This window comes from Vibrio sp. 10N.286.48.B8, assembly GCF_003050085.1.
Classification (GTDB): Bacteria; Pseudomonadota; Gammaproteobacteria; order Enterobacterales; family Vibrionaceae; genus Vibrio; species Vibrio crassostreae.
The window spans coordinates 171,950-185,626 of the sequence record NZ_PIGD01000001.1; the positions used below are offsets into that span (position 1 = coordinate 171,950).

A 13,677-nucleotide genomic window follows, 5' to 3' on the forward strand; every position below is an offset into this window, starting at 1 on the left:
TCTTCCTCACAAAACGCTGACATTGAGGGCATCAACACGCTCAATAAAAGACTAAAAAATCAGCAGAAACACTCTAATAAATACTAGCAAACAACAAATCATTAACAGTTAATTAATTACCATTGATACGCTGTAAAGTAAACCGATAAGCTGTGACTTTCATTCAGTTATATTTAACGTCACAAAATACATTTAGTGAATGTGTCATAATGTTGAAATTACTGGTTAATTTTCAAGGAATGTCATGACGGCAACGAACTACCTCAACCAACTGAATCACAAGTATCTTGTAACTCACAAAACCAAAGAAGACTTCTTTTGGGATACCTACATGGGCATCAGTGACGACCACGATGGTTCAACCCTAGCGCAAACTCAGTGGACCGAGTTTTTAAGTTCAGCTGAACAGATTGCGGCAATCGGAGCTCAATTAGATACCATCGACCAGATTCAAGATCCTCAAGAAAAAGAGAGCACGTTAACAGGGCTAAATGGCTGGTTAGCGACCTTTAAATCTCACGCTATCGAATCCCAACAATCTCAGGCGCTAAAAGCAGACCTCATCAAGTTCGAAGCAGAGCTGTTTGAGAAGAAACAAAACCATGTGATGACTTACGTAAATGAAGCGGGACAAGAAACAGAAGGTTCGCTTCCTGTCCTAGGTTCAGCTGTGAGAAGTAACAGTAGTGAACAAGTCAGGCTTTCTGCACACCAAGCACTATTAGATTTAGAGCAATGGCTACTGGCTAACGGATTTATTGAGCTCATCAAAAAACGTAATCAATTTGCTCAATCACTGGGTTTTAAAACCTTCTTTGATTACTCGGTGGTTAAAACCGAACAGATGACGACAGAGCAACTGTTCACGATTCTGGACGACTTCGAAGCACGTACACGTGATAGCCATCAGCAAAGCCTAACCCATTTGGCAGAGCAGAAAAGCGAGAATGCGCTCCAAGCCCATAACTTTACCTACTCTTTTGCAGGTGACGTGATGAATGACTTGGACCCTTATGTTCCATTCTCAAAGTCATTGAGACGCTGGATTGAATCCTTTGGTCGCCTCAACATCGAATACTCTCAAGCCACACTGAAGTTGGATCTGCTTGATCGCAAAGGAAAATACCCAAATGGTTTTTGTCACGGCCCTATTCCTTCTTTCTACGATCAAAACACTTGGGTGCCTGCTCAAGTCAACTTCACAAGTAATGCTAAGCCCGATCAAGTAGGCAGCGGCTATGATGGGATCAACACACTGTTTCACGAAGGTGGTCACGCTGCGCACTTTGCTAACGTGAAAATGAACGCGCCGTGTTTCTCTCAAGAGTTTGCACCTACGTCGATGGCTTATGCGGAAACCCAGTCTATGTTCTGTGACAGCTTGTTGAATGACGCAGACTGGCTCAAACAATACGCGCTTAATGCTGATGGCCAAGCAGTACCTGACGAGTTAATCAAAGCAATCATCGATAACAAGCAACCCTTCAGAGCTTATCAAGAACGCAGCATTTTAGTGGTTCCCTATTTCGAGCGAGCACTTTACGAATTGGCAGATGAAGATCTGACGCCTGAAAAGATCACCGCTCTCGCTCGTAATAGTGAGAAAACGATTCTTGGATTGGCTTGTAGCCCTCGCCCATTAATGGCAATCCCACATCTATTGTCGGATGAAGCGTCTTGCGCGTATCAAGGTTACCTGTTGGCTCATATGGCGGTGTATCAAACTCGTGCGTTTTTTACCGATAAATTTGGCTACTTAACGGATAACCCAGAGATCGGCCCTTTGTTAGCTAAGCACTATTGGTACCAAGGCAATAGCGTGAATCATAATGGGACAATCGAAAGCCTTACTGGAGAAGGTTTTAATGCCAAATACCTCGCTGACGAGTGCAACTTATCGCCAGAGGAAGCATGGGCTATTGAAGAGCAAAAAATCAAACAACTGTCGACAAGAGAGCGTGCACCAGTTGCTGATTTGAATGCGAAGATATCGATCGTTGATGGGTCAACCGAGTTGGCGAATAATGATAAATCAAACCATCAGATGTGTGATGAGTTTGAGCACTTTATCGTTGGGCAATACGGTCGATAGATTGTGTTTGAGCCTCTGTAACAAAAATTGAGTTCAAAACTAAAATGAAAAAAGGACGATAAGTTATCGTCCTTTTTAGATTCAGCTTAGGATCTATATAGTGAAACATGCTGAGCGAATTTTTCTATTAAACTCAACATCAACAGAATCAACACTTCTTAGTGATTTTCGATGAATGCCGAATACCTGCCCCGTCAAAACAATATAAAACTTTTCAGTTTTCAGTAAATTCCATGCTTCATCTAAAGATTCTGCGTAGACTTTGTTTTGTGAGTCTTGTGGACGAGTACCAGCAGCTCTTCCATGTTTACGTGCCAATTCGAACAATCCATTTCGATTAGGTTTGCACGTAAACAGAGTCTCATTGCCATAAATGACCCCCTTGCCAGATATGCTCTCAACCATTTTGTTTCTCCAGATAATAATCCACTCGTACCGCTTGAGTGGCATACCACATGTCGAACAGTGGATGCTTAAGCTGCGCAAAGAAGAGAATATGGTGTAAAGACCGGGCAGCAATTACACCATTATGTTCAGTTTCGATATTTGAGTTTCAAAGGCTCAGGCTCTATGCGCACCTAAGCCTCGACACTACTCTTAGAAGTAGTAGTAAGCTGCTGCGAATACGTGTGTTTCTTCGTCGTATTGCGTGTTACCGATTGAGCGTGCACCTTCGATATCTTGCTTAATATCAATACCCATGTCTGCGTTATCAGCAATACGGTACATAGCTGCAACGTTGATGTATGAAGAATCTACATCTGATAGGTTATCTTCTTCGTTAGTATTGAAAGCGTAACCTGCAGCAATGGTTAGATCATCAGACAATGTGTAACCACCAGAGAAGTAGAAACCTGTATTCTTCATCTCATCGTTTTGATCGATCCAAGAGTTAAGACCTAGCTTCATTGAACCTAACTGCATGCTGCCAGTTACTGTGTATACTTCGTAATCTTTCTCATCGTCACGAGCTTCGTAACCAGCGTATACGCTAAATACTTCTTGCTCGATACCGATGTAACCGTTAACGCCTTTCTCTGCATCGTTATGGTCGTCATTAGTCTCAAAGTAAGAGATAGCGTAAGCGATACCGTTAGTTGCGCCTTGGAACTTAACCACGTTGAATGCATCAGAAGCGTCGCCAGCAGAAGCACCAAACTCGTAAGTGTTGTCGCCTGCGCCATCAACTTTATCTAGTGCCGTATCGTTTTCCCAACCGAATGAAGCGATACCGTAACCAGTGTCGAAACCTAACCACGCTTTATCAACGTCTGTCGCAGGACCTGTATCAATGCCATTCACCCAACCAGATGTTGCTGCGTCGTTCGCTGCAACGTTATTGTCTGTTGTGTAGTTCAGCATCATGTCTGTTTCAAAGTAACCAACAAAACGGTTGTTACGGTAACTTACCGCAAGTGTTAAACCTGTCGCCCAGTCATCATAAAATGCTTTAGAACCTGTGTCGTAGTAACCACCAACACCGAAAGAACCTGCTACAGAGAATTGATCTTTGTGCATAGAATCAAAAGCAAACATCTCTTCATTCTGGCTGTTTTGGCTGCTTGTGTTTACAGCGAATGCTGAAGTTGAAATGCTTGCAATCGCAAGTGCTACTAATGTTTTTTTCATGGTTACCACTACCTATAGATTGATTCGGCCTTGTTAGTCCGGCCTTTTGGAGTGGCGCTATTGTTCAAAAAATCACGTTATTGATATACCGTAAATTTACTGAAACTTTATAGCTTTGATGAATTAAATTACATAATGATATGTTGATATGGCTTTTATATTGAGAAGCGTAAACCCGATGTCGGTACTGTTGTCCATGTTACGGATGTTTTCGATCATTAGGGCCTCAATCGCAAGTTGATGTAGGCGATAACGGTAACCCACGACCACTTCGTGGGAAGGTTCAGAAAAATCTGGATCGTTGCTCGCCCAACCTTGATAGTTGAGAGATTCAATAAGCAAACTATGACGCTGATTCAGTCGATACTCATACCCTATCGCCCAACTCGCGCTTACGTTTTCAAAACTTAAGTCTTCTAGGCCAACAAAGGAGTTATCGCCATTTCGATGCACTAAACCGACGGTTGAAAAAATACTGTGTTTGGGTGTGATAAAGCTGTAGTTAAGTTGAACGACTTGCTCAAAACTTGTTCTCGCAAATTGTCCACTTCTTACGTTGTTGTAATACAAAGAACCACCAGCAGAGAGCGATATAGGCCCCCTGGAATACAACAACAATTCATTGTAAAAAGTCAGCGCATTGGTTAAGTCATCACCTTCAAAATCAGAGGCATGAACGCCAGCATTATGAAAGTCCATGATGAATTGATCTTCTGCTACCTCATCACGACCGTTTTGCCCAATGCTAAAAAGATCATGAAAGCCCATTACAAAGCTGTCTAAACCATTATCTTTTGCCGTGACTACACGATAATCCAGCTCTGTTTTCCAGATGGGAGACGCTTGCCACTCAACCGCAATATTGAATTGGTTTTGGTAGTAGTCTAGAGAGTAGGCTTCCGTATGAGCCCATATACTGGCCTGCGTGTAAGAGGATTTAAACAATCACAATGAGCTTGTTCAGTTCGCTTTACGTAATGGGTTAGGTATTGCTGAAGATGAAAACACCATTCGATAGCCCTGTTCATCCTTATGATTCAGCACGTAACCTACTCGTTACCTTCACTTAAAGCGAACTTTATCTCATCTGAAGAAAAGCCTTTGCGACTCAACATGGCGTAAGCCTTAGAGCGTTCCTTGTGATCGTTCAGGTCATAAGATTTTTTCTGAAGCTGTTCTAAACAAGAAGCGTAAAAGTCCAATTGCTCTTCATTGATCAATCGGTCAATCAACGATGAAAGCTCAGTGGTATCGATTTGTCGCTGTTTTAGTTCTTGTTGGATAGCGGTTAAGCCTTTCCCTTTACGAGCGTACTTGAGCACTTCCTTCTCCAAATCAGCTTTCTCGGCCTTGATCTGAATATTACTCTTAAGCTCATGAGCTTGCGGATGCTGATCGATCGCGATTTTGACTTGTTGATAGCTGAAGCCACGTTTTTGCAGTGTCGCGACAAGCTTTTCACGGCTCATAGTAAAGCCTGAATAGTAATGATTGATTCGATCGATCAGTATCATTTGTTCGTCGATGTTTTTATCAGCAGATACCTTATGAATCGCATCGGAAATGACCGAGTCGGTTAGCCCTTTCTTCTTCAACTTTTCAATGATGTATCGCGAGCCAAATTCGCCAAAGAAGGCTTGTGCTGCGAATTGCTCAGCAAAATCTTGGTCGGATTTGAGATAGCCGTAACCTTTCAAGTTGCTCAAGGTTTCATTGATCCAATCTTGATTGTCCGTTTTCACTTTCAACTTTGCAATCAACTCGCTTTCCGTCATGTCCCTCTGGGTTAAATGCCACATCGCAGAGTTCATGACACTTTCGATTCGCGTCGCTTTTCTTACCGTTGTATTTCTCGTTTTTGGGTTTTGCTGTGAATCATCCATTCGATTTCAACTATCCAGACTGAGCCTGCCCCATGATAACGTAATTCCGACTAGCGTGAAGTGACATAAAAGAACGAGATTCAGATAAACTGACCTCCAACAAAAATGGACACCGATTCGGCGTCCATTTGATTGTCACATGAAGAAATCGACTCTTAGACGAATTAACTCTCTTCGTGATTGTAAATATGCACATCTCGTTGCGGGAATGGAATCGTGATGCCTTCTTCATCGAAGCGTTTCTTCACGGTTTCCGTCACATCCCAATACACATCCCAGTAATCGTCTGTCTTAACCCAAGGTCTTACGACAAAATCTACAGAAGACGTATTCAAGGTATGAAGCTTGATCATGTGCTCTGGTTTTTTCAGTACTAGAGGGTGCGCGACAATGATGTCATTCAATACCGCTTTCGCTTTATCGATATCATCTGAGTAACCAATACCGAAAACCATATCAACACGTCTTACACGTTCTGCCGTGATATTGTTGATCACGTCACCCCAGATCTTGTTGTTTGGGATCACTAAACGTTGGTTATCGATAGTTTGTACCGTGGTCGACACTAAGCTCATGTCTTTTACCGTGCCTTGCACGCCCGCCACTTTAACCATATCACCAACATCATAAGGACGGTAAATCAAGATCATCAAGCCCGAGGCGAAGTTAGACAGCGTATCCTGCAATGCAAAACCAATGATGACACCCGCGACACCGAAACCAGTTAATAGCGGTGCTAGTTCTATCCCGATTTGCGACAGCGCAATAAGCAAACCAATAAACACGACCGCTTTCGATGCGATTGATACAAAGAAATCCTGCATCAAGACACTGAAGTCCATTTTAGAGTGCGAAACACTCTTGCGAACGGTCTTACGAGCCACGTTAGCTATAAGGCGAGTGACATACAAAATACCGAGAAACAGAGCGAGTTTAACGATAAAAGAAGGGGTATTTTCAAAAGCCCATGAACTGAACGAACGGAGCCAACCATCCAGCAGTTCCAGTGCAACATCAACATCTAACACATCAGCGTTAATGTCTCCCGTCGTCGCCAGCAACACTCGCTTGTAAGAAGTCACGTCGACGCCAAACGGTTCCATTAGTGTGATGGTTTCTTCTAAGCTCGCCACCATTACACTAGTACGCTCGCTGAAACGCTCAAGCTCCTTTTTAATGGTCGCTTTCTCTTCTTCATTCACGAAAGACAAACGCGCTTCTAGATCTTGTCGCTGTGTGTCTGTGTAAAGAATGGCATTAGTCAAGTATTTAGAGCGAGACACCAAGTCTACTTTTAGAGCTGTTTCAGGTACAGCGACATCGACCCCACGATCTTTCGACCAAGTGAGTGTCTTTGCTAGTTGTTGATAATAAACATCCATCATTCCGATTCGTTTTTGAATGCGTAATTCAAGACGTTTCTTAGCGTCACCCTCAGCTGAACGGTTTTCTTTACTCATTGAAACGATTTTGCCTTCATTCAATGTCAGCAATTTTTGTAAAAGTTCAACCTGCTGAGCCAGAATGGCATCTAGCCCTTCCTTCTTGTCTGAAGAGAGTTGTGTAAAAATCTCCTCACGTAGCCCTTGATTCTTACGCCTTAATATATCTTCAAGAAAGGGTTTCTCAGCATCATGCGCCGTTTCTAATGTTGTTAGATCGATCATTAACTGATCTTGTACTTCTGCGATTTTCTCAACGCTCTGCGCATAACTTCCAAATGCGACAAACGCCAACATTAACAATAGACAACGCCAAACCTTCATCATATTAATTCCTATTACTGTCTAAATTGACCCTATAAATAGTAGTAAAAAGAACATGGATAACAAGCATTTAAACGTATGTTATGTTAAAAATTCGCAAATTATCAGCCTGCTTCTAATATTTGAGAGTTCCAATCCCCTCTTATGACCTGTAGAGTACGCATCCAACAAAGAATAACGGCCAATATCTTAATTTTAGGGTAAGCACTAAAGCGCCTTAAGTACGATGTTGGTTCACTGCAAGAGAGCATAAAAATGAACAACGAACTTGACATCATTGAGTCTCTAGAAGAACTAGAGCAATTCCTAATTTCAGTGGAAGCTGGCGGTTTAGGCCTTGAAGGCGTTGAAGGTGTAGGCATGGCAACCAATAATTCAGATGGTCGTCACTTCGTTGCTGTATTCAACAGCAGCCACAAAGTTCTACTTGCTCGCTGGATCACCAAAGAAGTGTTTGATAACGGTAAAGACTTGGTACGTAACGGCCCTCGCCGCACTCACTAAGCCTTTTCAATAGCGCCAATGGTTAAAGCCCAATACGTTCATCGACGAGCTATTGGGCTTTTTTGTATAGCCTGATAATGAATAAACTACTCGATACAGAATAAATTAGTGGCAACTTCCAGTTATTGTGAACTTTAGTGACAGAGCAATGTCGTATTCGCGAGAATTAGTGTTTATGCGTCGTTTATCGTATACCTACGGTTTCCCTCGTTTATACCTAGTTTCACTTTAACAATTTTATGACTTGTGGCGCGAAGAGAACTTATCTAAGCTAGCCACAATTCAACGAGCTCGTTTTAACGACTAACTGATTTAATTACGGACTAATTTTCTGAACACACCGCTACTTTTCTTATCTACACAGAATCGTCGACAAAAGCATTCGCTTTGGGCGCTCTTCCTGACCGGACTGGTTATCGTAACTTGTCTGGCGAGTACTCTGGCCGTAAAGAAAGTATCGTTATCTGCATCCGCTAATGGTCAATCAGTCCTAGTTGGCGCGCAAACTCATACAGAAAACAGTAATCCTCAAACTGACATCGCTTCTTCAGAAAAAATGGCCACTCTATACGCCAGTGTTTTCGGCTTAGAAGCCTCAAAAATGTTAACGTCACCCAATTCAAGTTCATGCAGTCTGAGTTCAAAAATGCTGACCTTTGCCGCCCCAAAAACCGGCTGGATGATCCCATTCGTACTTATTATTGCGGTTGCATTTAACTTACCTCCCCACATATCGAGATTATCTAGAGACAACCATCGCTCTACTCGACCAACAAAACACCGCTTACACCTAAAGCACTGTATATTTAGAGAGTAAATAACCGGGCTATTCCACCCTTTTATTTATTTTTTGGAGATACATTTGTGTACAACACACTACTAACTAAGTTTGTCGATTCTTTGGCATTCTGCATGCGTACATGCGCGAAAACTCTAGTCACAGCCCTTTTGGTCATGACATCATTTACTGCCTTAGCACAGACTACAGGTTGGCTCAGCGTGCCTGAACACCCGCCAGTCAAAATGCGAATGATGTCGACAGGTGAACAGTCAGATGACGGTTCTAAGATTCAAACCGTGCTCGATGTCGTGCTCGACGGCGACTGGAAAACCTATTGGCGCAGCCCTGGTGAAGGTGGCATACCGCCAAGCTGGGACTGGTCTGGTTCAACAAACATTGAGTCAGTAGATTGGCATTGGCCGATACCTAAGTACTACGAGCAGCTTGACGTCATGACGTTAGGTTACAAAAAGCACGTCAGCTTTCCTGTCACGTTAACCCTGAAAGACAACACAAAGCCTGCAATATTCAGGGCCTCGTTTACCTTTCCGTCGTGTACCAATATCTGTGTGTTAACCGATTACGATATCGAACTGCCGATTGACCCAAAAACTTTAGCGCTTGATGAAGAAGCGATGTTCTTGTTCAACCAAGGCATGAGCCAGTCGCCACGAGAAGCTAACCGCACTTCGGTGAACGGTTTGTTTTGGGATAAGAGCAAGCAGCAATTGGTTACTCAGCTGACAAGCAAAGATGGTTGGGATAAGCCAATGGTGTTGATTGACGGGCAAGAAGTGATTGATGACTTCTTCTCTCAACCAAGCGTCCACATAACAGACAATACAATAACTGCTGTATTCGATGTCAGTAACTGGCTTGGCGAGGTCGATCTAACCGATCGCACGGTGAGTGTTACAGTATCGGACACAAACTTTGCCGAAGAGATGACAGCTCAAGTTGGGTCAAAACCAATCGCTTATCAAGAAAACAGTAACGGTTTTAATGCGATGATCGGTTTTGCCTTAATTGGTGGTTTGATCCTCAACATCATGCCATGTGTGTTGCCAGTATTAGGAATGAAGTTAAACAGCATCATTCAAAACCAAGGGGCATCTAATCGTCATATCCGACTCTCATTCTTAGCGTCTGCTTCTGGTGTCATTACGTCATTTGCTCTGTTAGCCCTTGGTATGACCATTCTAAAAATGGGTGGTAATGCGATTGGTTGGGGAATCCAGTTCCAAAATGTTTGGTTCATCGGATTAATGCTGATCATCACTTTGCTGTTCTCGATTAACCTGCTTGGGCTATTCGAATTCAGACTGCCTTCAGGTTTAAACACTTGGATGGCAACTAAAGGGGATGATTCACATTCAGGCCACTTTGTTCAAGGTATGTTTGCGACGCTATTGGCAACGCCGTGTAGCGCACCATTCCTAGGAACCGCCGTCGCTTATGCACTTGGTGCTAGCTATCAAGAGTTATGGGCTATCTTCATCGCACTCGGCATAGGTATGAGTGCACCTTGGCTGGTTTTTGCTGCCTTCCCACGCCTAACCAAGCTAATGCCTAAGCCAGGCCCTTGGATGTTCACTGTTAAGTTGATTTTCGGCTTGATGATGTTCGCTACCAGCTTATGGTTAACGAGTCTGCTGAGCCCATTCATTGGAAAGTTCCCAACGATCGTGCTTTCTGTTTTGATCCTAGCAACAGTATTGATTTGGATTGGCAAGAAGCTCGGCACTAAGGTACTAGCGCCTATCCTGGCTACCACCACAATAGTATTTGGTGCAGCGCTTATCGTAGGGAGCGTCACTGCGGACAATTGGGCAACTCCGATTGTGGATGATTTACCTTGGCAACCGCTTGACGCGAAACAGATACCTCAACTGGTTGCTCAAGGGAAAACGGTGTTTGTTGATGTGACCGCAGAATGGTGTATTACATGTAAGGCGAACAAAATCGGCGTCATTCTTCAAGACCCTGTTTATAGCCATCTGCAACAAGAGAATATCGTTCTAATGAAAGGCGATTGGACCACTCCAAGCGAAAGTGTCACTCAATACTTACAAAGTAATGGGCGATTTGGTGTGCCATTTAATATCGTCTACGGTCCGAGCTATAAAAGTGGTATTCCACTGCCTGTCATTCTCAACAGTGACACTGTCGTTCAAGCCATCGATGCTGCGAGATAACTAATGAAGACTCCCAACAATGAAGAGAAGCCCAACACGACCAAAGACCACTCTATAAAGGGTGAGGCTAAAAAGCCAAGTCGCCTTAAAAAGTGGGGAAAGGAACTGGTCTCAATGATACTGATCGTTGGCGTGGTTTCCTTTGCTATGGATTTTTATCACAGCAGAAGTATGCCTCAAGGAGGTGCAATTCCAATCGTAGGTCAATCACTCCAAGGTGAGAATATTGATGTTATCGAGCTCAGTAAAAACGGTAAGCCTGTCATTGTCTATTTTTGGGCAACTTGGTGTGGTGCGTGCAAATTCGTGAGCTCAACCGTCAATAGCTTCAATGACTCTCACCAAGTCGTTACGGTCGCCCTTTCATCAGGACCAAATGAGCGAGTGCAACGCTACTTGGACGCCAAAGAGTATGACTTCCCGGTGATCAATGATCTTTCAGGGCATATCAGTAGAGACTGGGGAATCAATGTCACACCCAGCATCGTCATCATTAAAGATGGAGAGATAAGCAGTATAGCGACAGGCGTTACTTCTCCCATAGGGCTGTGGTTGAGAACTTACTTTGCCTAGCCTATTGGCAAACAGGGCAAGTAAGTCGTTTCAAATCAACTAAACAAAGAACACTAGTGCGAGCGCCACCAAATTATCGCTCACCATTACTAAGAATTCGAGATAAATAACATGAAAAAGCTTCTGATAAGCACACTAATTTTAGGCTCACTAATGAGCACCAACGCCTTCGCAGAACTAAGCAAAGAACAAACCCAACAACTTGAGGAAATTAACCAGTTTCTGAAAGAGAACCCTTCAACTATTTCGGGGTTACACACCAGCTTAGAGCAATATGTAGCGGGCCAAGCTCAAGCAAAGAAAGCCCAAGCAGAAAGCCATGATTGGTTATACAACAATGACGCTCATCCAATAACAGGAAACCCGGATGGCAAGTCGGTAATCATCAATTTCACCGACTATAACTGTCCTTACTGTAAGCGCTTAGAGAAAGGTTTGGCTCAATTAGTCTCTGAAAATAGCGACATTAAAGTGATCAATGTGTACTTATCATTTAAACAGCAGCAAGTCGACGGCCTCAACACCAATGCCGCTTTATATGCGATGAAAGTATGGCAAGACAAGCCAGAAGCGTTCCCTGAGGTTAATAGATTATTGATGGCAAAAAGTGGTAGCCACACAAAATTTTCACTACAAGCTGTGGCGAAGAAAACGGGAACAGAAGCCCAGTTGGACACTACAGATGAACAAAAGAACACGCTAATGACCAACCATCAAACCTTTAGCGCTCTGGGTTTAACAGGAACGCCAACGATGATGATGAACGATCAGGTTCTACCGGGCTATGTGCCTTACGAACGACTAAAAGATATTGTGGATGATGCTTTTTAATCAAGTTTAGATAGAGATAAAGATTCGAACGAAAAGAGAATAAAAAGCCGACTAGCGTAACTCGCAGTCGGCTTTTTCATGAGCTTAAGATAATGTTTTCCGATATTATTTTTGAAACAAAAAAGCAGTCGAAGTGTCACCATCTCGCAATGGGTTCTTAATTTATTCTCGTTACTCTAAGAACAGTTATGTCAAAGAGTCCAAGACGTGCTTACTCTAGACAACTGTCCTTTGACCGAGCCCTGCTCGGTCTTTTTTTGCGTGTTTTAAATGGTGACACGCTGCATTAATACGGAAACGTCCAACCGACTGCCCCCTAACTTAGCAAGCGACAAACCAGTGCCCCCGGTTCCCTTAATGCATCCACGTTATAGCTAAGGACACGTCCAGCAGACGGTGCGTGATAACGGCGGCATTCATTACCAAAAGCATCATATTGGATGGCTAACAAATCACCTTGCTCCACGCTTTGCAAAAGCTCGACCTGAGGCAGAACAAAACCACCAATATCAGCACGAATAGACACGACGTTGTTGCCTTCAATCCAATCCATGCTTGGCAGTTGCTTTACTTCTAACGGATCTTGTCCATCGACCTCAAGCATTTCATAATAGGAAAGCATGTTCAAAACACCGTCTACCGCTCTTTGAATCATGTCAGGTTGAGTAAACTTACCCATCCCTACTTCGACAGTGATGCTCGGTATACCACTGCGATTCCAAACCGTTTCAAGAATCCCAGGATCGCCAGGATCATTAAGCACACAATCGGGTTGCATCAGCCTCGCCATATCCAAACATTGCTCTATGCGATAATCAGCAAATACATAAAGTGGGTATACTGCACCGCGAGTTTGGGTATGAAGGTCAACGGCGAAGGTGGCATTATGCTTGAGTAAGCGCTCCCAAAGTGACGCAACAAAGCGCTCCGCCGCTAAGCCATTCGCATCACCCGGAAAGAGTCGATTGAGGTTGGCAGGGCAAGAACCCGGATCTGAAGAGATGAAGTCTCTGCTATGATTCAATAACCCAGATAAGTTCACCGTTGGTACAATTGTCACTGTCCCTTCTAGATCTTTCCCTACTAAGTCTCGGATAATTTGCTGAGCAGCCAATACACCGTTCAGTTCATCGCCATGAATACCGGCCGTGATCATCAACTTAGGACCATCTTGGCTGCCTTTGAAAACAGAAACTGGCATGTTTTTAGGTTGTCCGAGTCCATCACTGGTCACTTGAAACCAAAACTGATGCTCTCCGACCTGTAAGTCTTCAACATTCAAGGAGCCAATAACCTGCCTGCCTTGTAAAACATCGCCTAAGTACTCTGTTTTCATCCAACCACTCCATCTTGTTGAGCAAAATCTATTCTCTCGTAAGTTTTTGCATCATAGAGGATATCTTAACCAGTACAAACAGTTAAT

12 protein-coding genes are annotated in these 13,677 nt (G+C 43.4%); 5 read left to right on the top strand and 7 right to left on the bottom strand.

All coding sequences use genetic code 11. The annotated features are described in order from the left end of the window. The first annotated feature begins 244 nt into the window (after positions 1-244). Positions 245-2,092, top strand: a complete 1,848-nt coding sequence (locus CWO08_RS00720; protein WP_108019484.1) for a M3 family metallopeptidase — start codon at positions 245-247, stop codon at positions 2,090-2,092. Positions 2,093-2,185: 93 nt separating this feature from the next. On the opposite strand, the gene CWO08_RS00725 is transcribed toward CWO08_RS00720, so the two are convergent. The 5 genes from CWO08_RS00725 to CWO08_RS00750 form a co-directional block, all read right to left on the bottom strand. Further along, the gene (locus tag CWO08_RS00725) at positions 2,186-2,497 is read right to left on the bottom strand and encodes a hypothetical protein (protein ID WP_107898387.1); all 312 of its coding nucleotides are present in this window, start codon (positions 2,495-2,497) and stop codon (positions 2,186-2,188) included. Positions 2,498-2,689: 192 nt separating this feature from the next. Then, positions 2,690-3,721 carry a porin gene (locus tag CWO08_RS00730; RefSeq protein WP_107898386.1) on the bottom strand — a complete coding sequence of 344 codons (1,032 nt, stop codon included), beginning with the start codon at positions 3,719-3,721 and terminating at the stop codon, positions 2,690-2,692. Between the two features lie 123 nt (positions 3,722-3,844). Beyond that, positions 3,845-4,666, bottom strand: coding sequence for a DUF3187 family protein (locus CWO08_RS00735; protein WP_107898385.1), 822 nt, complete (start codon positions 4,664-4,666; stop codon positions 3,845-3,847). Positions 4,667-4,770: 104 nt separating this feature from the next. After that, positions 4,771-5,604 (bottom strand): RecX family transcriptional regulator, encoded by an 834-nt coding sequence (locus CWO08_RS00745; protein WP_107898384.1) that lies wholly within the window; start codon positions 5,602-5,604, stop codon positions 4,771-4,773. A 164-nt stretch (positions 5,605-5,768) separates the two neighbouring features. Further along, the gene (locus tag CWO08_RS00750) at positions 5,769-7,373 is read right to left on the bottom strand and encodes a mechanosensitive ion channel family protein (protein WP_048661124.1); all 1,605 of its coding nucleotides are present in this window, start codon (positions 7,371-7,373) and stop codon (positions 5,769-5,771) included. A 252-nt stretch (positions 7,374-7,625) separates the two neighbouring features. On the opposite strand from CWO08_RS00750, the gene CWO08_RS00755 reads away from it, so the two are divergent. Beyond that, positions 7,626-7,874: a hypothetical protein gene (locus tag CWO08_RS00755; protein ID WP_017062732.1), complete on the top strand. Its 249-nt coding sequence runs from the start codon at positions 7,626-7,628 to the stop codon at positions 7,872-7,874. A gap of 528 nt (positions 7,875-8,402) precedes the next feature. Here CWO08_RS00755 and CWO08_RS00760 read toward each other — a convergent pair. After that, positions 8,403-8,627, bottom strand: coding sequence for a hypothetical protein (locus CWO08_RS00760; RefSeq protein ID WP_230682298.1), 225 nt, complete (start codon positions 8,625-8,627; stop codon positions 8,403-8,405). Positions 8,628-8,786: 159 nt separating this feature from the next. On the opposite strand from CWO08_RS00760, the gene CWO08_RS00765 reads away from it, so the two are divergent. The 3 genes from CWO08_RS00765 (at position 8,787) to CWO08_RS00775 (ending at position 12,254) form a co-directional block, all read left to right on the top strand. Further along, on the top strand, positions 8,787-10,850 hold the full coding sequence (locus tag CWO08_RS00765) for a protein-disulfide reductase DsbD (protein ID WP_108019774.1): 2,064 nt from the start codon (positions 8,787-8,789) through the stop codon (positions 10,848-10,850). A 3-nt stretch (positions 10,851-10,853) separates the two neighbouring features. Then, positions 10,854-11,423, top strand: a complete 570-nt coding sequence (locus tag CWO08_RS00770; RefSeq protein ID WP_107898383.1) for a protein disulfide oxidoreductase — start codon at positions 10,854-10,856, stop codon at positions 11,421-11,423. A 111-nt stretch (positions 11,424-11,534) separates the two neighbouring features. Beyond that, a complete protein-coding gene (locus CWO08_RS00775) occupies positions 11,535-12,254 on the top strand; it encodes a DsbA family protein (protein ID WP_108019485.1) in 720 nt (239 codons plus the stop codon). Positions 12,255-12,570: 316 nt separating this feature from the next. On the opposite strand, the gene CWO08_RS00780 is transcribed toward CWO08_RS00775, so the two are convergent. Beyond that, complete coding sequence (locus CWO08_RS00780; protein ID WP_108019487.1) at positions 12,571-13,590, bottom strand: succinylglutamate desuccinylase/aspartoacylase family protein; 1,020 nt, start codon at positions 13,588-13,590, stop codon at positions 12,571-12,573. Positions 13,591-13,677: the final 87 nt, after the last annotated feature.

Excerpts from the sequence above, each read along its gene's own strand:
- CWO08_RS00720 (WP_108019484.1), top strand. The coding sequence starts at position 245 with ATGACGGCAACGAACTACCTCAACCAACTGAATCACAAGTATCTTGTA.
- CWO08_RS00725 (WP_107898387.1), bottom strand. The coding sequence starts at position 2,497 with ATGGTTGAGAGCATATCTGGCAAGGGGGTCATTTATGGCAATGAGACT.
- CWO08_RS00730 (WP_107898386.1), bottom strand. The coding sequence starts at position 3,721 with ATGAAAAAAACATTAGTAGCACTTGCGATTGCAAGCATTTCAACTTCA.
- CWO08_RS00745 (WP_107898384.1), bottom strand. The coding sequence starts at position 5,604 with ATGGATGATTCACAGCAAAACCCAAAAACGAGAAATACAACGGTAAGA.
- CWO08_RS00750 (WP_048661124.1), bottom strand. The coding sequence starts at position 7,373 with ATGATGAAGGTTTGGCGTTGTCTATTGTTAATGTTGGCGTTTGTCGCA.
- CWO08_RS00755 (WP_017062732.1), top strand. The coding sequence starts at position 7,626 with ATGAACAACGAACTTGACATCATTGAGTCTCTAGAAGAACTAGAGCAA.
- CWO08_RS00765 (WP_108019774.1), top strand. The coding sequence starts at position 8,787 with ATGCGTACATGCGCGAAAACTCTAGTCACAGCCCTTTTGGTCATGACA.
- CWO08_RS00770 (WP_107898383.1), top strand. The coding sequence starts at position 10,854 with ATGAAGACTCCCAACAATGAAGAGAAGCCCAACACGACCAAAGACCAC.
- CWO08_RS00775 (WP_108019485.1), top strand. The coding sequence starts at position 11,535 with ATGAAAAAGCTTCTGATAAGCACACTAATTTTAGGCTCACTAATGAGC.
- CWO08_RS00780 (WP_108019487.1), bottom strand. The coding sequence starts at position 13,590 with ATGAAAACAGAGTACTTAGGCGATGTTTTACAAGGCAGGCAGGTTATT.